General features: G+C 59.6%; 21 protein-coding genes. 10 read left to right on the forward strand and 11 right to left on the reverse strand.

Features of this window, described 5'->3' with window-relative positions; all coding sequences use genetic code 11:
- Positions 1-276 precede the first annotated feature (276 nt).
- Positions 277-987, forward strand: a complete 711-nt coding sequence (locus KGB20_RS00605; protein ID WP_223531756.1) for a glutathione S-transferase family protein — start codon at positions 277-279, stop codon at positions 985-987.
- A 152-nt stretch (positions 988-1,139) separates the two neighbouring features.
- On the forward strand, positions 1,140-2,114 hold the full coding sequence (gene hemB, locus KGB20_RS00610; RefSeq protein ID WP_090456805.1) for a porphobilinogen synthase: 975 nt from the start codon (positions 1,140-1,142) through the stop codon (positions 2,112-2,114).
- Between the two features lie 136 nt (positions 2,115-2,250).
- Here the strand turns inward: hemB and KGB20_RS00615 are convergent, their stop codons facing one another.
- Positions 2,251-3,786, reverse strand: a complete 1,536-nt coding sequence (locus KGB20_RS00615) for an FAD-dependent oxidoreductase (RefSeq protein ID WP_223531758.1) — start codon at positions 3,784-3,786, stop codon at positions 2,251-2,253.
- Between the two features lie 137 nt (positions 3,787-3,923).
- Here KGB20_RS00615 and KGB20_RS00620 point away from each other — a divergent pair, with 137 nt between their 5' ends.
- Positions 3,924-5,015: a DUF1615 domain-containing protein gene (locus tag KGB20_RS00620; protein WP_223531760.1), complete on the forward strand. Its 1,092-nt coding sequence runs from the start codon at positions 3,924-3,926 to the stop codon at positions 5,013-5,015.
- 77 nt (positions 5,016-5,092) lie between these two features.
- Here the strand turns inward: KGB20_RS00620 and KGB20_RS00625 are convergent, their stop codons facing one another.
- Complete coding sequence (locus KGB20_RS00625; protein ID WP_223531762.1) at positions 5,093-5,494, reverse strand: hypothetical protein; 402 nt, start codon at positions 5,492-5,494, stop codon at positions 5,093-5,095.
- Positions 5,495-5,755: 261 nt separating this feature from the next.
- Here KGB20_RS00625 and KGB20_RS00630 point away from each other — a divergent pair, with 261 nt between their 5' ends.
- Positions 5,756-6,379, forward strand: coding sequence for a glutathione S-transferase family protein (locus tag KGB20_RS00630; protein WP_057714019.1), 624 nt, complete (start codon positions 5,756-5,758; stop codon positions 6,377-6,379).
- Positions 6,380-6,553: 174 nt separating this feature from the next.
- On the opposite strand, the gene KGB20_RS00635 is transcribed toward KGB20_RS00630, so the two are convergent.
- Positions 6,554-6,994, reverse strand: a complete 441-nt coding sequence (locus KGB20_RS00635; protein ID WP_007976812.1) for a CBS domain-containing protein — start codon at positions 6,992-6,994, stop codon at positions 6,554-6,556.
- 328 nt (positions 6,995-7,322) lie between these two features.
- Here KGB20_RS00635 and KGB20_RS00640 point away from each other — a divergent pair, with 328 nt between their 5' ends.
- On the forward strand, positions 7,323-9,683 hold the full coding sequence (locus KGB20_RS00640; protein WP_223531764.1) for a DNA polymerase II: 2,361 nt from the start codon (positions 7,323-7,325) through the stop codon (positions 9,681-9,683).
- Here the strand turns inward: KGB20_RS00640 and KGB20_RS00645 are convergent.
- Both KGB20_RS00645 and KGB20_RS00650 read right to left on the reverse strand, forming a co-directional pair.
- Complete coding sequence (locus KGB20_RS00645; RefSeq protein WP_223531766.1) at positions 9,648-10,118, reverse strand: DUF1810 domain-containing protein; 471 nt, start codon at positions 10,116-10,118, stop codon at positions 9,648-9,650. The two genes, KGB20_RS00640 and KGB20_RS00645, sit on opposite strands and share 36 nt — an antisense overlap.
- A gap of 29 nt (positions 10,119-10,147) precedes the next feature.
- Positions 10,148-10,969: an aldo/keto reductase gene (locus KGB20_RS00650; RefSeq protein ID WP_223531768.1), complete on the reverse strand. Its 822-nt coding sequence runs from the start codon at positions 10,967-10,969 to the stop codon at positions 10,148-10,150.
- Positions 10,970-11,176: 207 nt separating this feature from the next.
- Between KGB20_RS00650 and KGB20_RS00655 the strand changes: the two genes are divergently transcribed.
- The gene (locus tag KGB20_RS00655) at positions 11,177-11,926 is read left to right on the forward strand and encodes a hypothetical protein (protein ID WP_057716584.1); all 750 of its coding nucleotides are present in this window, start codon (positions 11,177-11,179) and stop codon (positions 11,924-11,926) included.
- Positions 11,927-12,143: 217 nt separating this feature from the next.
- A complete protein-coding gene (locus KGB20_RS00660) occupies positions 12,144-12,929 on the forward strand; it encodes a sulfite exporter TauE/SafE family protein (RefSeq protein WP_223531770.1) in 786 nt (261 codons plus the stop codon).
- 20 nt (positions 12,930-12,949) lie between these two features.
- Here KGB20_RS00660 and KGB20_RS00665 read toward each other — a convergent pair whose 3' ends face one another.
- Positions 12,950-13,318 (reverse strand): VOC family protein, encoded by a 369-nt coding sequence (locus tag KGB20_RS00665; RefSeq protein ID WP_057714024.1) that lies wholly within the window; start codon positions 13,316-13,318, stop codon positions 12,950-12,952.
- Between the two features lie 180 nt (positions 13,319-13,498).
- Here KGB20_RS00665 and KGB20_RS00670 point away from each other — a divergent pair, with 180 nt between their 5' ends.
- Positions 13,499-14,050: a DUF4174 domain-containing protein gene (locus KGB20_RS00670; RefSeq protein WP_057714025.1), complete on the forward strand. Its 552-nt coding sequence runs from the start codon at positions 13,499-13,501 to the stop codon at positions 14,048-14,050.
- 76 nt (positions 14,051-14,126) lie between these two features.
- Here the strand turns inward: KGB20_RS00670 and KGB20_RS00675 are convergent, their stop codons facing one another.
- Positions 14,127-14,762 carry a TIGR02646 family protein gene (locus tag KGB20_RS00675; RefSeq protein WP_223531772.1) on the reverse strand — a complete coding sequence of 212 codons (636 nt, stop codon included), beginning with the start codon at positions 14,760-14,762 and terminating at the stop codon, positions 14,127-14,129.
- Entirely contained in the window at positions 14,755-16,122 is a 1,368-nt protein-coding gene (locus KGB20_RS00680) for an AAA family ATPase (RefSeq protein ID WP_223531774.1), read from the reverse strand. Before KGB20_RS00680 ends, KGB20_RS00675 begins: the two co-directional genes overlap by 8 nt.
- Before the next feature lie 523 nt (positions 16,123-16,645).
- On the opposite strand from KGB20_RS00680, the gene KGB20_RS00685 reads away from it, so the two are divergent.
- Positions 16,646-16,993, forward strand: a complete 348-nt coding sequence (locus KGB20_RS00685; RefSeq protein ID WP_223531776.1) for a DUF6124 family protein — start codon at positions 16,646-16,648, stop codon at positions 16,991-16,993.
- 50 nt (positions 16,994-17,043) lie between these two features.
- Here KGB20_RS00685 and ampC read toward each other — a convergent pair whose 3' ends face one another.
- From ampC to KGB20_RS00700, 3 genes are all read right to left on the reverse strand, one after another.
- Complete coding sequence (gene ampC / locus KGB20_RS00690; protein WP_411740883.1) at positions 17,044-18,153, reverse strand: class C beta-lactamase; 1,110 nt, start codon at positions 18,151-18,153, stop codon at positions 17,044-17,046.
- A gap of 160 nt (positions 18,154-18,313) precedes the next feature.
- Positions 18,314-19,657, reverse strand: coding sequence for a glucarate dehydratase (gudD, locus tag KGB20_RS00695; protein WP_223531780.1), 1,344 nt, complete (start codon positions 19,655-19,657; stop codon positions 18,314-18,316).
- A gap of 24 nt (positions 19,658-19,681) precedes the next feature.
- On the reverse strand, positions 19,682-21,028 hold the full coding sequence (locus KGB20_RS00700) for an MFS transporter (protein ID WP_223531782.1): 1,347 nt from the start codon (positions 21,026-21,028) through the stop codon (positions 19,682-19,684).
- A 278-nt stretch (positions 21,029-21,306) separates the two neighbouring features.
- Here KGB20_RS00700 and KGB20_RS00705 point away from each other — a divergent pair, with 278 nt between their 5' ends.
- Positions 21,307-22,017 (forward strand): FadR/GntR family transcriptional regulator, encoded by a 711-nt coding sequence (locus tag KGB20_RS00705; protein WP_090456787.1) that lies wholly within the window; start codon positions 21,307-21,309, stop codon positions 22,015-22,017.
- Positions 22,018-22,165: the final 148 nt, after the last annotated feature.

Raw genomic sequence — 22,165 nt, forward strand, 5'->3', positions numbered from 1 at the left:
CGGTCCGTCATCAAAGGGGTGGTTCTCAGAGTCCCCTGAGCCCGTTTGGTTCGATTCCGGCCGAGTGGGCGGCAATGTACCGGTAACCTTCACGGGTTTGCAGCGAAGGTTATCGACAGGATGTTGCACAATTGTGGACACGCTACACCGGAGGGCGTTGAAACAGTCGTGATTTCTTTTGATCTCGCCTATCAGCGAGATCGATGGCTTCAAGGGATCGCTGAGCCGATATCTACATTATGATCGTCACTCTCAATGTCTTCGTGGATCGTGCCCATGACCGATTTGTCCGCATTCCCCATCACCCGCAAATGGCCTGCCCAGTATCCGGAGTGGATTCAGCTGTACTCCTTGCCGACCCCCAACGGCGTCAAGGTCTCGATCATGCTCGAAGAGATCGGCCTGCCGTATGAACCTCACCGGGTAGGCTTCGACACCAACGACCAGATGTCCCCGGAATTTCTTTCCCTGAATCCCAACAACAAGATTCCGGCGATCCTCGACCCCCACGGTCCGGACGACCGGCCGCTGGCGCTGTTCGAGTCGGGCGCGATTCTGATCTACCTGGCCGATAAGAGCGGGCAACTGCTGGCCCAGGAGTCGGCACCGCGCTACGAAACGATTCAGTGGCTGATGTTCCAGATGGGCGGTATTGGTCCGATGTTCGGCCAGCTCGGGTTTTTCAACAAATTCGCCGGTAAGGACTATGAAGACAAGCGTCCCCGTGACCGCTACGTCGAGGAAAGCAGGCGCCTGCTCAAGGTGCTGGACGATCGTCTGCAAGGGCGCGACTGGATCATGGGCGAGCGCTACACCATCGCGGACATTGCCATTTTCCCGTGGGTGCGCAACCTGATCGGCTTCTATGAAGCCGGCGATCTGGTGGGCATCCAGAACTTCCCTAACGTCACGCGGGTGCTGGAACGCTTCCTGGCGCGACCGGCGGTGGTGCGCGGGCTGGAAATCCCGAAACCAATCTCGAATTAAACCTCTTGCCTGTAGGAGCGAGCGTGCTCGCGAAAAACGTAAGGGCAACGCGAACATTCAGACAATGCGCGTTATCGTTTACGACCATCGTCGGAACGCCGCCCGGAGCAAGCTCGCTCCTACATCTCGTCCTCTGAAATTCAGGAAAACCCATGTCCAGTCAGTTCCCCGAAGCACGCCCACGCCGTCTGCGCCGCAATGCGAGCCTGCGCAGCCTGTTCCAGGAGACCGAGTTCAGCCTGAACGACCTGGTACTACCGATTTTCGTCGAAGAAGAAATCGACGACTTCGTGCCGATCAACAGCATGCCCGGCGTGATGCGCATTCCCGAGTCGAAGCTGGCCGGCGAAATCGAGCGCTACGCCCGTGCCGGGATCAAGTCAGTGATGACCTTCGGCGTCTCCCACCACCTGGACAGCAGCGGCAGCGACACCTGGCGCGAGGACGGCCTGGTTTCGCGCATGTCGCGCATCGCCAAGGACGCGGTGCCGGAAATGATCGTAATGTCAGACACCTGCTTTTGCGAGTACACCGACCACGGCCATTGCGGCGTGCTGCACAACCATGAAGTCGACAACGACCAGACCCTGATCAACCTCGGCAGGCAAGCCGTCGCGGCGGCCCGGGCCGGTGCCGACGTGATCGCACCCTCGGCGGCCATGGACGGGCAAGTCCAGGCGATTCGCCGGGCGCTCGATGACGCCGGGTTTACCCAGACGGCGATCATGGCCTATTCGACCAAATTTGCTTCGGCGCTCTATGGCCCGTTCCGCGAGGCCGGCGGCAGTGCGCTCAAGGGCGACCGTAAAAGCTACCAGATGAACCCGATGAACCGCCGCGAAGCGATACGCGAATCGTTGCTCGACGAACAGGAAGGCGCCGATGCGCTGATGGTCAAACCGGCCGGTGCATACCTGGACATCATCCGCGACATCCGCGAAGCCTCGCGCCTGCCGCTGTCGGCCTATCAGGTGAGCGGTGAGTACGCGATGATCAAGTTTGCCGCCCAGGCCGGGGCCATCGATGAAGACCGTGTGGTGCGCGAGAGCCTGGGGGCGATCAAACGTGCCGGGGCAGACCTGATCTTTACGTACTTTGCGATGGACCTGGCGCTGGCGGGGATCTAGGCACCAGCGCATATCCCCCTTGTAGGAGCGAGCTTGCTCGCGATGGTCGTTAACGATGACGCGTGTTTACTGACTAAACGCGGCGCCCTTGAGTCCATCGCGAGCAGGCTCGCTCCTACAGGGAGATGTGGTGTTCTCAGGGAGCGCCAAAAAACGGCCGGATCCCGTGATCACGGAAATACCGTTCGATCACTTTCGGGTCCGCACAAGTTTCGGCAATCGCCACATAGGTATCGGGCCGCAACAGATAAAAACCGTTGCGCCCCAGGCCCGCGGCTTCGAACGCCGGTCGCCAGTCGAACACATGCAGTGGCAAATGGTGCTCGTGGCACCAGGCGATCATCTCGTCGCTGGTGTCGCCATAGACATGCACCTGCCAGGTCAGGCACTTGAGCGACTCAAAATTATCCCCCTCACCGTCATGGGCCCAGGGCAGGCGATCGCCACCATGCACGTGCCCGGCAACGCCCGTGCTCAGCGGCATTCCACGATAATTGAGGGTGATCTGCGACACCGTGCGAAACATGAATTCGCGAGAGGTTTCGAACGAGGTTATTTTCGGTATCAAGAACGGGGCCAGGCGTGTACGCAGCAAGTCGGCAATTCGCCCATCGGCGGTGACGAAGTTAAATACCCGGTCGGTGGTGGCCACCAGTTTGCGGGCAAACGCGATGCGCTCGGTTTCATAGGTGTCGAGCAGTCTGGCCTCTGCGCCGCCGCTCAACACGGCCGCCAGTTTCCAGGCCAGGTTGATCGCATCACCAATCCCGGTGTTCATGCCCTGGCCGCCCGCCGGGCTGTGCACGTGGGCGGCATCCCCCAGTAAAAACGCCCGGTCTTTGCGGAAGTGATCCGCCACCCGATGATGTACGCGATAGGTCGAAAACCAGTTCAGTTGCTCGATCTTCACCTTCATGTGCTCGATGGCCCTGCTGCTGACGTCCTCGAAGCGCAGGGTCTCGGCGTGTTCGGCGCGTTCGTCGCGTACCGTGCCGATCAAGCGCGCGCGACCACTGCCGGCCAGCGGGAACACGGCGAGGAAGTCTGCCTCGTCGAGGTCCACATGCAGTTCGCCGTTGAATGTCGGGCCGCTGCCCTGTACGTCGGCGACGTAGAAAATCTGCTGGTAAGTCCCGCCGGGAAAGCCGGTATCCAGGGTTTTGCGCACAATCGACCGGGCACCATCGCATCCAGCCAGGTAACAGGCCTGGCAGATTTCCTGCTGACCGTCGGGCAAGTGCAGCGTGGCCGTGATGCCGTCTGCGGTTTGCTCGAAGCCCGCCAGTTCGGTGTTGCGTTCCACCGTGATACCGAAAGCGTTCAGGCGCTCGATCAGTAGCCGTTCGTGTTCGTCCTGGGGGAAAATCTCGAGAAACGAGTAGGGCGTCAGGCCTTCACCGATCTGAGACAGGGGCAGGCGCGCCACGGGCTCACCCTTTACCCAGAAGTTGCCGGCCGTTACTTGATGGCCGTTTTGCACCACGGCGTCGTCCAGTCCGAGCTGGCGATACAACTCCAGCGTCCGTGCCTGGACGGCCAGCGCCCGGGACGTGGTGCCGGGGGCGGAGGTTTTGTCGACGATCCGCACGCGCACGCCGAGTTTGCTCAGCCACAACGCCAGGACCAGCCCGGTGGGGCCGGCGCCGATGATCAACACGTCGCTGCGGTGCATGAACCTGTCCTCCTCGCTGCGTGAATCAAGTATGGTCCAGTCGGGGAGGGCGGCAACCGTCGGACTGCCACGGACGTAGCCGCTGACCTGCCATTGGTCGTATGGTTGGCCCGGACCAACGGATTAGATGGAACGACATGCAAATCAGATTGATCACAAGCGTCGCCGTGTTGCTGGTATTGGCCGGTTGCGGCAGCCAACGGACCCAGGAACCGGTGGCGCGCAGCCCGGCCGAAGTGAAGGCCGAGATTGTGCGTTTGCTGCCGGCCAAGGCTGCCGATCGCCAGGGTTGGGCCACGGATATCCAGGTGGCGTTTACCGCGCAAGACATCTCGCCGACCACGCAAAACCTGTGCTCGGTGCTGGCGGTGACTGAACAGGAGTCGACCTTTCAGGTCGATCCGAGCGTACCGGGCCTGGGCAAGATCGCCCGCGACGAGATCGACCGCCGTGCCGCCAAGGCACATATTCCCGGCCTGTTGGTGAGCGGTGCGTTAATGCTCGATTCGCCCAACGGCAAAAGCTACAGCAGCCGCCTGAATGCCGCGCGCAGTGAAAAGGAGCTGAGCGCTGTTTTCGATGACTTCATCGGCATGGTGCCGATGGGCAAGACCCTGTTCGGCGGCTTCAACCCGGTGCATACCGGCGGGCCGATGCAGGTCAGCATTGATTTTGCCGAGCAGCAGGCCAAGGGCTATCCGTACCCGGTGAAGGGCTCGATTCGTCGTGAAGTGTTCACCCGGCGCGGCGGCATGTATTTCGGCATTGCGCATCTGCTCGGGTATCCGGTGAGCTACCCACAGCCGTTGTACCGCTTTGCGGACTTCAACGCGGGTTGGTACGCCAGCCGTAACGCCGCGTTCCAGAACGCGGTGAGCCGGGCTTCCGGTATCCCGTTGGCGCTGGATGGCGACCTGGTGCGCTACGGTTCGATCATGCCCGGCACCACGGAACTGGCCGTGCGTACCCTCGGCAAGCAACTGGACATGCGCAATCCGACGATCCGGGAACAACTGGAAGAGGGGAACACCCTGGCGTTCGAAGACAGCAAACTCTATCGGCGGGTTTTCGAACTGGCCGAACGGGCCGAGGGCCGGCCGTTACCCCGTCAAGTGTTGCCCGGGATCGTGCTGCAAAGCCCGAAAATCACCCGCAAACTCACCACCGCGTGGTTCGCCAAGCGAGTCGATGAACGCTACCAGCGCTGCATGGCGCGGGCAGGGCAGTAATCGCGGCGCAAAAAAAGCATAAAAAACCCGGCGGGTGAGGCCGGGTTTTCATTGAGTCCTGCGGTCAGGCACTGCATTCAGACAGCGCGGCTTTCGATCAAACGATCCGAACCACCTTCAGCGACGCGGTTTTGCAGGAGCTTGTCGGAGCCACCTTCAGCGACGCGGTTTTGCAGGAGCTTGTCGGAGCCACCTTCAGCGACACGGTTTTGCAAGAGCTTGTCGGAGCCACCTTCAGCGACGCGGTTTTGCAACAGCTTGTCGGAACCACCTTCGGCGACGCGGTTTTGCAGCAGTTTGTCGGAACCGCCTTCGGCGACGCGGTTTTCGATCAGGCGATCCGAACCACCCTCGGCCACACGGCTTTCAATCAGACGATCCGAGCCGCCTTCAGCGACTACAGGTTGAGCAGAGTTTGCGGCGAAAGCGTTAACTGCGAAAACCGAGAAAGCGATGCTGAGGAGGGTTTGGCGTTTCATGATGGTGTGCTCCGGGGTGCTTATGGGTGGGTATGGAGCAGATGTTACGCCGGGGATTTTTTAAGAGAACTTCATTGAGGTGATGGTGAACATCGACGGCAATGATAGGACCGATGCCACACCCCAAGTGAACGTGATGGTGCGATCGTCGGATGGTCGTGGTGTGGCGGGTGGTGGCTTCTACACTGGTTAGCTGGCGCGTTCCTCTGCCGCGACGCTTGATGCGGCACTGCAGAGGTTACGGTATGCAAGGAGACGTTTATGTACCAGCTCTACGGCCATCAGAACTCCGGGGCGGCGGCCATCGAAGCCGCCCTTGAGCTCTGTGATGTTCCTTATCGCTTCATCGATGTCGAGACGTCCGCGGAGGCGGCCCAGGCGCTGGAGAAGCTCAATCCGCTCAAACAGATTCCGACCTTGCAGCTACCCGATGGCGCTGTCCTGACCGAGAGCGCGGCGATCCTGATCCACCTCGGGCTCACCTTTCCCGCATCGGGATTGTTGCCGCAGGATCCGGCCGAGCGGGACCAGGCCATTCGCGGCATGGCGTACATCGTCAGCAATTGCTATGCGGCCATCGGCATCATTGATTACCCCGAACGCTGGCTGGCCGAGGCGGATGAGTTGTCCAGGCAGAACCTCATGGAGGGCGCCCGCCGGCGCCTGCACTGGAGTTGGGAGGTATTTGCCGATCAGTTTTCGGGTGAGTTGTACCTGGGCAGCGAAAAACCAGGGGGCCTGGATGTGTTGGCGGCGGTGATCTCGCGATGGGCGGGCAGCCGGGAACATTTGCGCAACGCCCGGCCGGGGTTTTTCGCCTGGCTGGAACGCATCGACCGCCACCCGGCACTGGCACCGGTGTTCGCCCGGCATTGGCCGGCTTGAAGACACTGAGAACCAAATGTGGGAGCGGGCTGTGGCGAGGGGGCTTGCCCCCGTTGGGCTGCGAAGCAGCCCCAAAATTTCCGATGTATCGAAGATCTTGTGAGTGCTGCGCACTCAAACGGGGGCAAGCCCCCTCGCCACAGCTCCCACAGGTGGAATGCAACGTGTCCGCACTTATTCCCCGCGAATGTACTGTTCCAGCTGGCGAATCAGTTCAGCCTGTTCGGCAATGGCTTCCTTGACCAGGTCACCGATCGACAGCAGGCCGATCAATTTGCCGCCTTCGACAACCGGCAAGTGACGCAGGCGTCTATCGGACATGATGCCCAGGCAGGTATCCACGGTTTGATGGGTGTCGACGGTAATCACCGGTGACACCATGATGTCGCGCACCGGCGTGCCCACCGAAGAGCGGCCGTGCAACACCAGTTTGCGCGCGTAGTCCCGTTCGCTGATGATGCCCAGCACTTCATCATTTTCCACCACCAGCAAGGCGCCGACGTTTTTCTCGGCCATCTTCATCAGCGCTTCGAGCACCATGTGGTCGGGTTTGATCTGGTGCACTTCCTGATTCTTCTGATCTTTGAGCTTGAGCAGTTGGGCGACGGTTTTCATGGTGGTTACTCGGGTGTTGTCGTTGTTCTTGAAGAATCGTAGACGCAAGCGTTCAGGGCAAGGGCGAAAGCGGCAGATAACACGCAAAAAACGTCATTTGGCGGTTTTTCTTTGGCAAACCCTCATTTCAGGCCTGCAAGCTAACTGTGGGAGCGAGCCTGCTCGCGAAAGCGGTTCAACATTCAACGACGATGTTGGCAGTAAGACCGCCTTCGCGAGCAGGCTCGCTCCCACAGGATTTATGTTCATCCTGAATCCCGGGGCCACGCGCTATCGCGACTGATGACGGGTAGAATCCCCCTCTGAATCAGTTTCGAGGTTTGCAGTGGTGGATCTACAGCAGGGCTTCGTCCTGACCCGGCATTGGCGCGATACCCCGGCCGGTACGGAAGTCGAATTCTGGCTGGCGACCGACAGCGGTCCCCGGCGTATCCGCCTGCCTCATCAACCGTCGGTGGCGTTCATCCCGGCTGTGCAGCGTCAGCCCGCCGAAAGTGTTTTGCATGACGAGAAAAACGTCGAGCTCAAGCCCCTGGCCCTGCAGGATTTCGAACATCGCCCGGTCCTCGGTCTCTATTGCCAGCAACATGGCCAGTTGATGCGCCTGGAAACCGCGTTGCGCCGGGCCGGTGTCGAGGTGTTCGAAGCCGACGTGCGCCCGCCGGAACGCTACATGATGGAGCGCTTCATCACCGCGCCGGTGCGCTTCAGTGGCACACCGGATGTCGAGGGCCTGCTGCTCGACGCGCAGATGAAACCCGACCCCGATTACCGGCCGAGCCTGAAACTGGTGTCCCTGGACATCGAGACCACGGCCCAGGGCGAGTTGTACTCCATCGCCCTGGAAGGCTGCGGCGAGCGCCAGGTGTACATGCTCGGTCCGCCCAATGGCGACGATAGCCAGGTGGATTTCCAGCTCGAATACTGCGATTCGCGCACCCTGTTGCTGAAAAAACTCAACGACTGGTTTGCCCGGTTCGACCCCGACGCGATCATCGGCTGGAACGTCGTGCAGTTCGACTTGCGGGTGCTCCACGAACACGCCCGGCGCCTGGCGGTGCCGTTGAAACTGGGGCGTGGCGGCGAGGAAATGCAGTGGCGCGAACACGGCAGCGGTAATCACTACTTCGCTTCAGCCGCTGGTCGCTTGATCATCGACGGTATCGAGGCCCTGCGTTCGGCGACCTGGAGTTTCCCCTCGTTCAGCCTGGAAAACGTCGCGCAAACCTTGCTCGGAGAGGGCAAGTCCATCGACAACCCGTACCAGCGCATGGACGAAATCAATCGCATGTTCGCCGAGGACAAACCGGCGCTGGCCAAATACAACCTCAAGGACTGCGAACTGGTCACGCGGATTTTTGCCAAGACCGAGTTGCTCACCTTCCTGCTGGAGCGAGCCAGCGTCACCGGTTTGCCGGCCGATCGCATGGGCGGTTCGGTGGCGGCGTTCACGCACCTGTACATGCCGCTGATGCACCGTCAGGGTTTCGTGGCGCCGAACCTCGGCGGCAAGCCACCCGAAGCCAGCCCCGGCGGTTTTGTCATGGATTCGCAGCCGGGACTGTACGAATCGGTGCTGGTGCTCGACTACAAGAGCCTCTACCCGTCGATCATCCGCACCTTCCTGATTGACCCCGTGGGACTGATTGAAGGGCTCAAGCACCCGGACGACAGCGAGTCGGTGCCGGGTTTTCGTGGCGCGCGCTTTTCCCGCACCCGGCATTGCCTGCCATCCATCGTCGCTCGGGTGGCCGAAGGCCGGGAAACCGCCAAGCGCGAACACAACGCGCCGTTGTCCCAGGCGCTGAAAATCATCATGAACGCGTTCTACGGAGTGCTCGGCTCCAGCGGTTGTCGTTTCTTCGACACGCGCCTGGCGTCGTCCATCACTTTGCGCGGGCACGAGATCATGCTGCGCACTCGCCAGTTGATCGAAGCCCAGGGGCATGCGGTGATTTACGGCGACACCGACTCGACCTTCGTCTGGCTGCGTCGCGCCCATGGCCAGCAGGAGGCGGCGCAGATCGGCCAGGCGCTGGTGGCGCACGTCAATCAGTGGTGGCGCGAACACGTGCAGCAGGAGTACGGCCTGCAAAGCGTTCTCGAATTGCAGTTCGAAACCCACTACAAGCGCTTTTTGATGCCGACCATTCGCGGCGCCGAGGAAGGCAGTAAAAAGCGCTATGCCGGGCTGGTCACCCGGGAGGACGGCAGCGACGAAATGGTCTACAAAGGCCTGGAAACCGTGCGCACCGACTGGTCGCTGCTGGCCCGGCAGTTCCAGCAGGAGCTGTATTCGCGGATCTTCCTGCGCAAGCCCTACCAGGATTATGTGCGTGACTACGTGCGCAAGACCCTGGCCGGTGAATTCGATGACCGGCTGATCTACCGCAAACGCCTGCGCCGCACCCTCGATGACTATCAGCGCAATGTACCGCCCCATGTGCGCGCGGCGCGTCTGGCTGACGAGTACAACGACCGGCAGGGTCGCCCGCGGCAGTACCAGAATGGCGGCTGGATCAGCTACGTGATCACCGTCGCCGGCCCTGAACCGCTGGAAGTGCGCAGCGCGCCCATCGATTACGACCACTACATCACCCGGCAGCTGCAACCGGTGGCGGACGCGATACTGCCGTTTGTCGACGACGACTTCTCAACCCTGATTGGGGGGCAACTGGGCCTGTTTTGAGTCCATCAGCGACAGGGTCCAGTCATCCAGGATGCCGTGGAAGTACTGGTTCAAGGCTTGCTGGAAAAGGTTGTCGGCATCGGCGACCTGGGCAAACAGGGTCATCGAGGAATGAAACTTCAGGTCGTCGGGATGACCGAAAATCCCCGCTACCGAGCGCTCCCGGATGTTCAGCACTTCCTGGGTGCAGGTACGCAGCCGGGCGCCCAGCAACGGATGCTCAAGGTAGGCCAGGGCTTCCTCCCGCGAGCGGATGGCAAAGCGGCGCGACATCTCGCTGTCGCCGAGCCCGGTAAACTGCGGAAAAATGAACCACATCCAGTGACTGCGCTTGTGACCGTTGTTCAGCTCGTTTTGAACCCGGTCGAATACCGGGTCCTGAGCCTGGAGAAAACGTTGCAGATTGAACGGGTCCAGGTGGTCGGTGCTTCTCATGGCGAAGCTCTCTGACAGGCTGCGGTGGTTCAGACCATGGCCAGCCGCTGTTTGCGTTGTGGCGCGTGAAACGCTTGGTCCAGCGCCTCCAGATCCCCGGGCTCAAGCTGCAACGTGGCGGCCTGGGCGTTGAGGCGTACATGTTCGAGTCGGACCGCCTTGGGGATGGCGATCACTCCTTCCTGACGCAGTATCCATGCCAGCGCCACCTGTGCCGGTGCGACACCATGACGGGCGGCCACCCGCTTGAGCGCGACGTCCAAAAGCATTTTACCGCCTTGGCCAATCGGGCAGTAAGCCATGACCGGCAACCGCCGTTGTTGGCTCCAGGGCAGCAAATCAAATTCTATGCCCCGTTGTTCCAGGTTGTAGAGCACCTGATTGGTGGCACAGGCCGGGGCGTCCAGTTCCTGCAGGTCGTCGAGGTCGAAGTTGGACACGCCCCAACGGCCAATCTTGCCGGCTTCACGCAAGCGCTCGAAGGCGTCGACGGTTTCTTCCAGGGGATACTGACCGCGCCAATGCAGCAGATACAGGTCGATGTAATCGGTGCCAAGCCTGCGCAGGCTTCGCTCGCAAGCCTGGGGAATGCCCTGGCGACTGGCGTTGTGCGGGTACACCTTGCTGACCAGAAAGACGTTGTCGCGCTGGCCGGCAATGGCATCGCGCACCACTTCCTCGGCACCGCCTTCGGCGTACATTTCCGCAGTGTCGATCAGGGTCATGCCCAGCTCGATACCCAGGCGCAGTGCCGCGACTTCTTCCGTGTGCCGTGAACGGTCTTCGCCCATCTGCCAAGTCCCCTGGCCGATGACCGGGACCCTGGTGCCAGCCAGTTCAAGCGTGCGCATGCAAACCTCCTTTATGAATGCCGATGGTTATTTCAGTGGGCACCAGAATAGTCCATCGGTTCCGCCGCAGGTTGCGAACTCTTGAGCTGCACCTTGCCGGTGATCGATTGCTCTGTGCCGATACTGCACTTTTTCGAAATGTCCGGCTCTATCCATGGCAGCCTGCGGCGATCCCCACCGCCGGCCCATGCCCAAGTCCAAGAACCCATGGCTCGAGTTTCACCCACGATCACCACTAAAATCCGCCGTCACTGCCTGCTGCTTGCAGGTCTGTCGATGCTCTACGTCACCGGTTGCAGCCAGCAGCAGGGCGGCGACATCATCAACCAGATGCGCGAAGGCAAACCCCAGGAGTTCCTGCAGACCAGCGTCGACCGCATGGCCACCCTGACCATGCGCGACAACCTCAACAGTCTTTACCTGCTGATGAGCAAGCTCTATCTGCGTAACCCCGACGAGCTGAAAAAATCCGGTTTCCTCGATGCCCGCACCGCTGGCAAGCAAGTGCGCATGGCCATTGAGCTGCAGCAACCATTGCCGACCCTGGGCGGCAAAAAGGACCTCGCGGCCCTGCGTTTTGCCATGAGTCCGGAGTTTCTGGGCGACCGGGTCGGGGCGTTCATCTATGCCATCGGCAGCATGCTGGTGACCGCCCATGGCAATCGCCTCGAGTTCTACATGACCGATACGATCAACCCGGTATTTGTCAGCAATGCCGCACGCAATATCGAAATCGCCACCTGGATCCTCAGCCAGCGACAGAACAAAGAGGGCCAGCCCTTGCTGTTCTCCAACGAAATCTCGGAGGAGGGCAGCAACCTGAGCTTTGCCGTCGAGTTCGGCAAGATCGTCGCCCGGCTGGACCTGCTGACCCGGATGCTCGACGAACGCTACCGGCGCATCGGCGTGAACTATGCCCAGAGCCTGCTGTTCCTGAATTTCCTGCCGGTGCAGTGAATCCAGTAGAAAACCCTGTAGGAGCGAGCCTGCTCGCGATGGCTGAGTGTCAGTCGACATTGATGCCAACTGATACACCGCCATCGCGAGCAGGCTCGCTCCTACAGGATGACATGATGCTTCCGGCATAAAGATAGATCGCATCGATATAACTGGTTATAAGAAATATCGCTATGCTGCGGGCCAGATTTCCCCTGCGATCTTTGTGGAAGTATTCATGGATTTAGTGAACATCGGGTTGGTCGTTGCCGGGCTGGTTGTCGGCTTCATCGTCGGCATGACTGGCGTAGGTGGCGGGTCGCTCATGACCCCGATCCTGCTTGGGTTCGGCATCAACCCGGCGACGGCGGTCGGTACCGACCTGCTGTACGCCGCCATCACCAAGTCTAGCGGCGTACTGGTTCACCGCAAGAACAACAACATCGACTGGGCGATCACCGGCTGGCTGACCTTGGGCAGCGTGCCCGCGGTGGCGTTGACGCTGTGGTTCCTCAGTACCCTGCACAGCGCCCCCGAGTCGATGAACGCGATCATCAAACAGGCCCTCGGGTTCGTGTTGTTCGCCACGGCTCTGGCGATCCTGTTCAAGAAGCGCCTGCTCGACTTCGCCCACAAACGTGCGGGTGGCAACTACAACCCCAGCGGATTGCGCTTGAACGTGATGACGGTCATCACCGGGCTGGTCCTTGGCGCCATGGTCGCGCTGACGTCCATCGGTGCCGGTGCACTGGGCACCGTGGCACTGTTCATTCTCTATCCGATGCTGCCGACCCGCCGCCTGGTGGGGACTGAAATCGCCCACGCCGTGCCGCTGACCCTGGTCGCGGGCCTTGGCCACGCCAGCATGGGCAACATGGATTGGCACGTCCTGGGTTACTTGCTGGTGGGCTCGTTGCCGGGGATTTACCTGGGCAGCCACCTGACCGGGCGCATCTCCGACGAAGTGCTGCGCCCTTGCCTGGCGACCATGCTGTTGCTGATCGGCTACAAACTGGCGTTCTGATTCAAGCCGCCACGCCAGCTTCATTCGCGGGTGAATATTTCCAGCAGATGCCCGTCCGGGTCATCGAAATACACCCGCCGTCCTCCCGCGTAATCATTGATCTCCCTCAGTCGCTGCTTGCCCGGGTCGGCCCACCATGGCTGACCGTTGGCTTGCAGGCGTGCGAAGGCCGCATCGAAATCCTCATCGCCAATCAGGAATGCGTAGTGCTGAGACGCAATCGGCGGCTCGTTGTCGTAGAAATCCAGTGATACGCCGTTATCCAGTTTGACGATCAGCATGGGGCCGAAGGGCTCGGGGGCAGGCAGGCCAAGGAGGCCCGTCAGGAAATTCGCCGAAACCTGCTTGTCCCGGCACCAGACGATGGTGTGATTCAACTGAGTACTCATGGGCAAGTCCTCACAAGGGATCAGGCTGGTTGCCATGAGTCTTCAGATTAGCCCAGTCTGTTGCGCAATGACCGCCCTGACCTAAGCTTGGGGCAAGGCGAACAATATTTGCGGTATGTCACCCGGAACGATCGCCGCGATGCGCAATCATTAGAGCGTGAATATCAAAAGGAGATGCGCATGCTCATCAGGTCACTGACTCTGGCTACTTTGCTGGCGATTGCCGGCACCTCGTTCGCCGCCGATGGCGACTCACCGCTGGACATGGACAAGGGCAGGGCCCGGCCACTGATCGTCATCGCTCCGAGCACGGTTGATCCGACCTGGGTCAGCCTGAAAAAGTCCCTGGATGAGCCGGCCAACCGCAAGGGCTTCACCGACCGCAACATGGTGCTCTACACCGTACTCAACCTGATGGGCCAGCGCGACGGCAAGGACCTCGGGCCACAGGACACGGCGGCACTGATCCGCTCGCTCAAGCTGGGGGCCGGCGCCAAGACCAAGGTGATTCTGGTCGGCAAGGACGGCGAAAAGAAACTTGAACAATCGGATGCCATCAAGCTGGAAGATGTTTTCAGCGCTGTCGATCAGCTGCCGGCGGCCGAAAAAGAATTTACCGCGACCGTGGCCGCTCCCGTCACTGAAGCCGAGCCGGCGGCAAAAGGCGCCAAAGGTACAAAACCTGGCAAACCGGCCAAACCCGCCAAGCCGCCTGAAATGCCGGATGATTGATTCCTGTTGCAGCGAGCACAGCCGGTGTTCGCTGCGCAGCAGCGTAACCCGGACCTGAAGAACCGCTGACTCTAGCTCAAGGTTGAGCCAGAAGTTGATGGATGACATTGACCAGTACGGGTGAAAATGGCTGAAGACATTGAGCCGCATCGGGAACCTTCAGATCCTCCAAAAGCAAGCTTAGGAGTTCTTCGTCTTCAAATTGCAGGTCTTCGGGAGGTACGCTCTGGCTATAAATGAGTGCATCAACCATCGCTTTTCGTTTGCCCACAAGTCCTTTGTTACTTTGCTCGGTATGACCCAGATTCAATATCTGAATTGTTACCTTGGCCCGCTCGGTCTTTCCCGCGACCAGGCCGGACAAGTAGAACTTCAATTCGGACTCGCATTCGGCCATCAAGGGTGTAAGCGGCAACACTCGTGTTCCTCGACCATGACCGCATTGATGCGGATGTTGGCAACTGGCGACGATGTTGGAAAAGTCCAAGGTTCGATTCGGCGCACGATCCTGGGCTTCAAGGTGTTCGTTGTGAGCGCTATCAACGGTGATCGACTGACAGCAATACGCGCATAAGCCGTATTGTTCCGAGATACAGGATGATCGAATGGACCGACTTTCTTCCGGCGGTAAATCCCGGTAACGCAACGTGTTGTTCGAACGTTTAAAGCGAGTCAACGAGGGTGGCTCCATGCCTTTGTCGATCTTACGCACGACGTAGCTCCAACTTACGGATCAACAAGGCTGCCTTCGCCAGCTCCAGATGTCCCTCTGGCAGCTCTAGAGAAAGCTCGGAATACAGTTTCTTCGCACCGTCCAGATCACCATCCTGTAAATGCTTGAGCAATAGATTCAGACGTTTTTGCACTTCGCTGTTGCGCACATCAGTGTCCATGACTTCCAGAAGTACCTGGTTGGCATCCAATCCATACAGACCATTGTGTTCTTGCAGCTCCCCGTCATTGAGCACATAGCACAGCACGTCTTTCGCGTCGCTGATGACCAATGGCGAGTGAGTGGTCAGGACAAACTGGCAATTTGGGAAAGTCTCGCTCAACTGCCGAATCAGACTGCGTTGCCATTTGGGATGCAGGTGCAAATCGACTTCATCGATCAGGATGATGCCGTCACCCTCCAACGGGTTGTCCAAAGATTGATTCATCATCGCCAATCGGCGAGCGATATCGCCGACCAGCGCCATCATCGACTTTTCGCCTTGTGAGAGTTGGGAAACGTTAAGCGTCACGCCACCCTTGTCTATCGCCATGTGCAGGCGGGGTTTACGCTGCACTCGCAAGTTGCTGAAGCCGGGCATGAATGCGGCGATAGCTGAGCGAACAGCAGTCAATTGACGGTCGCGGGACGAAGCCTTCAACTGGGAAAGGGTTTTCCAGATATCACTGTCTTTGCCGAACTTTGCGGAAATCTCTGCCAAAGCTGTGTCCGACACGCCGGTTTCATTTTCGCTATCTTCGCGTTCACGGAACCATTCGAAGAAGCGCCGGAAATCGACGCCGCGGTTTAACGCGTTGTCATAACCATCGAGTTGATCGAAGGAGTGTTTGGTGCGGATTTTTAGGGGGATTTCCAAGACTGAGCGTTCGACTGGATAGTAGGCGATCAGTGGGAGCGAGGCTTTATCGTCGGCTGTCAGTTGGTTGCGGTAGTGATCCGCCAAGCGACTAACACCTCCTAATGAGCTATGGATATGCGCCTTCCGTCCTTGTCTGCCTCGGGCAATACCCCACGTGAACACTGTGTCTTCAGAGCCGGCGTCAGCAAGATGTGAGCGTGTCAGCGACTCGTCTATAACGCCAATCAAAATTAGTGCAGCTATCGCACCATTTCGAACGTCGTCTTCAGCAAGATGATTGCCATTGCCCTTCTCGGTACGAATTCTCGCGACCAACCAACTTAGGGAGGTGGCCAGTGACTTCAATAGTGTGGTTTTCCCGGCACCATTGTTTCCTACCAGAACCGTTATGTTGGAGGGGTGATTTGGTGTAGGGGCTAACGAGACTTCGAGATCGGTAAAGCGACCGACATCCGTGAGCTTGAGTCTGGTGATTTCCATTACAACGCCCTTCGAAGGTCAGTCGGTTTGAATACTTGAGCGCGCATTATGTCATTCCCGGCCACGGATTGATCCGATGCCGTTCGTAGGCTTGGGAGGTCCATTAGATACAACGGTTTCACCTGCATCACAACGGGCATGAGTAAAAAGGTGTTTGTAACTAGATGCTCATCAAAGTGAGTGTGGGCAAAGGCCTTCACGTGCGTCGGAAATTTCCTTCAAAACGTGGCGTATCCCATGAACTGGTGCCCATTGGGCCGTATCGATAATCTTCGTCAGCCGCAGCAAATCAGCGGTCGGATGTGGAAGTCCGTTGGTTCAAGCCATCTACCAATGCCCCTAGAGCGCAAGTCGACATTTTTTATGTCAACATTGCCGCGTTTTGGCGGCTGTGCGCGGGAGCACTTTCGAGTGCACCGGGTTTTGGTGGATTGACCTGGACTTCCACACCTGCGTACAGCTGCCACCCTCATGTGGAAGTGAGATGGGTAGTTTTCTCAACAATCCCCAATGGTACTTCTTCATGAAAAAGCTAAGTCCGAATCCCCCGGAATCCCCATCCGACTCAGATCTACCGCTGTCAGACATCACCGAACCCGCCGTCAGCGCTCGCTTGCGCAACCCCAAACACGTCGACCCGGTCAGCCACATCTTCACCATCCTCCCAAACGTCGACACCCCAACGCTGCTGTGCCACGCTTGCGAAACCCTCGCGTCCCTGAATGTGCTGGTCACCGATCTGGCTTGTAACCTGGAAAGTTCCAACCGCAATGTGGCGCTGTCGATTCAACAATTGGCAGTGGTGGGCGAATTGTTGGTGAACCGCGCACTGGACAATATCGACCCGTCCGAAGGTGCGCCGATAAAGTAAAAAAGGCGACCTCTAGAGGTCGCCCTTATTTATGGATAAGGCGGCATGGCTTATGGAGTCAGGGCACTCAGTATCTGATGAGCGATCCTGACCCGTTGCGCATTGGGATAATTCTTGTTGGCCAGCATCACGATGCCGATGTCCTTCGAAGGCACGTACGCCACGTAAGCACCGAAGCCACCGGTTGAGCCTGTCTTGTTGATCAGCACGTTCTGCGGTAGCGCCTGCGGCGGGTTCAGCCACTGGACTTCATGGGCTTGCATGGCCATCGGCGTGGAGTTGCCGTCCAGCAAGCGATCCAGAGTGATCGGGTATCGATGCATCTCCCAGCCCAGGCCCTGGGTCATATCGCCTACGGTGTAGTAACCGCTGTGAGTCAAGGCGATGGCTTGCTGCAACGGCTTTTCCAGGGACGCCGGTTTCATGTTCGCGCCGACATAGCTCAGCAAGTCTGCGGCGCTGGTCTTCACCCCATACGCCTCGGAATCCAGCGCGCCCGGACCCACCCGTACCGGTTTGCCGTCCTTGTTGTAGCCCTGGGCGTAGAGCGCCATCTGATCCTGCGGCACATGCACATAGGTGTGCTGCAAGCCGAGTTTTGGCAGCAGGGTCTTCTCCATCAGGTCATCAAACGGCTGGCCCATGCTGTGGGCGGCGAGGTAGCCGAACAGGCCCAGGCTGGGGTTCGAATACAGTCGGTGGCTGCCGGGGGCGTAGAGCGGTTTCCATTGTTTGTAGTAGCCGAGCATTTTGTCGGCCGAATCAGATTCAGCAGGAAATTGCAGGGGTAAACCGCCAGCGCTGTAGGTGCCCAGTTGCAGCACGCTGATGTGGTCGAAAGCACTGCCGCGCAAGGCCGGCAGGACCTGGCTGGCCTTGTCGGTCAGGGACAGCTTGCCGGTGGCCTGGGCGTAGGCGGCGAGGGTGGCGGTGAAGGTTTTGCTGACGGAGCCGATTTCGAACAGTGTGTCCTGTGTGACGGGGTTGCCGGTTTCTATCGAGGCGACGCCATAGTTGAAGTAATGCGCCTGGCCGTTGACGGTGACCGCCACGGCCATGCCGTGGATACCCTCGGCCTGCATTACCGGTTGTACAGCGGCGTTCACCACTGTCTCGACTTGATCCTGTGCAACGCACTGGCCTGCGGCGAATATCGCCATGCAAGCGGCGATGGTTTTCAGCCTGTCCATATTGGTTTCATCCGTCGTTGATTCAGTTGCGCGTCATTTTAGGGGCTCAAGCGCCATGCTCCGAGCGCTTTTTAAAATCGGCCGCCATCAGGCGGCCACACGCAACCCTTGATTCAACGCGCTTGGCGATTCAACGCACCAGGCAAGGCCGCTTGTTGTCGAACTTCCAGCCGGGAATCAGGAACTGCATCGCCACGCTGTCATCCCGCGCCCCCAGGCCCATGCCTTTGTACAGCTCGTGAGCCTTGGCGACCTGATCCATATCCAGTTCGACCCCCAGCCCCGGTTTCTGCGGCACCTGCACGCAGCCGTCGACGATTTGCAGCGGGGCCTTGGTCAGGCGCTGGCCATCCTGCCAGATCCAGTGGGTGTCGATGGCGGTGATCTCGCCCGGCGCGGCTGCCGCGACATGGGTGAACATCGCCAGGGAAATGTCGAAGTGGTTGTTAGAGTGCGAACCCCAGGTCAGGCCCCATTCGTGGCACATCTGCGCCACGCGCACCGAACCCTGCATCGTCCAGAAGTGCGGGTCGGCCAGGGGAATATCGACCGACTGCAACTGGATCGCATGGCTCATCTCCCGCCAGTCGGTGGCGATCATGTTGGTCGCGGTTTTCAAACCTGTGGCGCGACGGAATTCGGCCATGACTTCTCGCCCCGAGTAACCGTTTTCTGCCCCGCACGGGTCTTCGGCGTAGGCCAGCACGCGGTGCTGATCGCGGCACAGGCGGATGGCTTCTTTCAGTGACCAGGCGCCATTCGGGTCGAGGGTGATGCGCGCATCGGGGAAGCGTTCGGCGAGGGCCGTGACCGCTTCGATTTCGGCGTCGCCGCTGAGCACGCCGCCCTTGAGCTTGAAGTCCTTGAAGCCATAACGCGCGTGAGCCGCCTCGGCCAGGCGGACCACCGCATCGGCGGTCATGGCTTTCTCATGCCGCACGCGGAACCAGTCGTTGTCGGCGTCCGGTTCGCTGCGGTAGGCGAGGTCGGTTTCGTTGCGATCACCGACGTAAAACAGATAGCCGAGCATCTTCACTTCATCGCGTTGCTGGCCTTCGCCGAGCAGGGCGGCCACCGGTACGTCCAGGTGCTGACCGAGCAAATCGAGCAATGCGGCTTCCAGGCCGGTGACGGCGTGAATGGTGATGCGCAGATCGAAGGTCTGCAAACCGCGGCCACCGGCATCGCGGTCGGCGAAGGTCTGGCGTACCTGATTAAGGATTTTCTGATAAGTGCCAATCGGGCTGCCGACCACCAGGCTGCGCGCGTCTTCGAGGGTCTGGCGAATGCGCTCGCCCCCCGGCACTTCGCCAACGCCGGTGTGGCCGGCGTTGTCCTTGAGGATCACGATGTTGCGGGTGAAAAACGGGCCGTGGGCGCCGCTCAGGTTGAGCAGCATGCCATCGTGGCCGGCGACGGGAACCACTTGCATGCTGGTGATGACCGGGGCTTTTGCGGTGTCTTGTGGGTTCATTTTCCAATCCTTAAAAAGCAGAATTCAGGCGTGGTCGGGAGCGGGTTTGCCCAGCGCCACGGCAGGTGCGGGTTTCGGTGTGTTACGGGCAGCAAACACGATGATGGCGGCGATGATCGAAGTCGCGGCCAGGCCGTACAGCCCGCCCTGAATGGAACCGGTGCGTTCTTCCAGCAGGCCGAAAGTGGTCGGCGCAACGAAGCCGCCGAGGTTGCCCACCGAGTTGATCAACGCGATGACGCCAGCGGCAATGCGCGCATCCAGATAGGCCTGGGGAATCGGCCAGAACAGCGACGAGGCGGATTTGAAGCCCAGTGCTGCAAAGCAGATGGCGACAAAGGCGAAGACCGGCCCGCCGGTGGTGGACATGAACATCCCGGCCGCGGCGATCAGCAGGGCAGTGGCGACCCAGGCTTGCTGGTGTTTCCATTTGGCCGACAAGGAAGCGAAGGCGTACATGCCGACAATCGACAGCAACCACGGAATCGAGTTGAACAGCCCGACCTGGACATCGCTCAGATCGCCCATCTTCTTGATGATGCTCGGCAGCCAGAAGGTCGCGGCGTAGATGGTCAGCTGGATAAAGAAGTAGATCAGGCAGAACAGGATGATCTGGCGATCCTTGAGCAGTTTGCCCAGCGACGGCTTGATGGGCGTGGCGGCTTCCCGGGCCAGTTGTTCGTCGTCGATGGCCTTGACCAGTGCGTCCTGCTCTTCGCGGCTCAGCCATTTGGCGTCGTGGGGCCTGGAGTCCAGCCAGAACCAGACGAACACGCACAACCCCACCGAAAACATGCCCTCGATGAAGTACATCCACTGCCAGCCGTGCAGGCCCAGCCCTTCGATTTGCAGGAGCAAACCGGACAGGGGGCCTGAGATCAGTGACGCGACCGCCGAGCCACTGAGGAAGATGGCAATCGCCTTGCCTCGCTCCACGCCGGGCAACCAGCGGGTGAAGTAGTAGATCACCCCGGGAAAGAACCCGGCTTCGGCCACGCCCAGCAGAAAACGCAGGATGTAGAAGTGGGTTTCGTTCTGGATGAACGCCATGCCTGCGGCGACCAGGCCCCAGGTCAGCATGATCCGGGTCAGCCAGATGCGTGCGCCGACTTTCTGCAGAAGGATGTTGGAGGGCACCTCGAACAGTGCATAACCGATGAAGAACAGACCGGCACCCAGGCCGTAGGCGGCCGCGCCAATGCCCAGGTCGTGCTCCATGTGGGTGCGGACGAAACCGATGTTCACGCGATCAATGTAATTGACGATGAACATGATGACGAACAGCGGCAAGACGTGTCTTTTGACTTTGGCGATGGCGGACTTCAGCGCTGAATTGGCGTCGTCGTGCATCCCGGAGATGGATGTATTCACTGCGTTTTCTCCCACTCGTTATTTTTATGCGGGGTGAAGCTGTGTGTTGCGTTGTTGATAGACATCATACAACTAGGTTTTTTGAGCTTGCAACCATGTTTGTCCAATGAAATGGCGGAAATTCAGAGGTTTTTAATTCTATTGGTGGTGTTGAGTGGCCTTTTATGCGACTCGATATGGGCTTTTGTGGAGTGTTGTCATACAAGTTGAGCGAGATTTTTCGGAATTCCCGTCCGGCGCGGTGCTACGATTCGATAGCCCTGATTTCGGACACGCCCATGCAAGAAGACCTCGAAGCACCTGCCCGCAAGCGCAGCCACAACCTGGCCCATGACCTGGTGGAGAAACTGACCCAGCGCATCCTGCTCGGCCAGATGTTGCCCGGCGACAAGCTGCCGTCGGAAAACACCATCGTTCAGGAGCACGGGGTCAGTCGCACGGTGGTGCGCGAGGCGATCTCGAAGTTGCAGGCCTCGGGGCTGGTGGAAACCCGGCATGGGATTGGCACGTTTGTGATCGAGCGCGCTCCGGAGCAGGGGCTGCGGCTGAATGTCGATACGGCGTTGGGGGTGCGCAGTATTCTGGAGTTGCGCATGGGTCTGGAAACCCAGGCGGCGGCGCTGGCGGCAACTCGCCGCACCGATCTGCAACTGGCGCAGATGCGTGAAGCGTTGGACGACTATCAAAACCTGCTGGCCAACAACGACAGCTGTGTCGAGGCGGACCGGCGTTTTCATCTGCTGATCGCCGAAGCCACCGGCAACGTCTGCTTCACCGAAATCATGCAGCACCTGGGCAGTGCGATGATCCCGCGCACCCGGGTCAATGCCGCCGAGCGTGGTGCGGTGGACTTGAGCAAGCTCGGTCAGTTGGCCAACCTGGAGCACGAGGCGATTCTCAACGCCATCAAACGCCAGGACCCGGACGCGGCGCGGGCGGCGATGTGGCTGCACCTGACCAACAGTCGTGACCGGTTTTCGCCCAGCTGACTGCGATTTGGGTGTTTTGTCAGTGACACCCAGTCATCGTTCTTCGCGAGCAAGCCCGCTCCCACAGGGTTTTATGTTTGCCGCAGCTCTTGAGCACACCTCAGAACCTGTGGGAGCGGGCTTGCTCGCGAAGGCGCCAGCCCAGACA

The organism is Pseudomonas sp. BF-R-30 (assembly GCF_019956175.1).
GTDB classification, from domain to species: domain Bacteria; phylum Pseudomonadota; class Gammaproteobacteria; order Pseudomonadales; family Pseudomonadaceae; genus Aquipseudomonas; species Aquipseudomonas jessenii.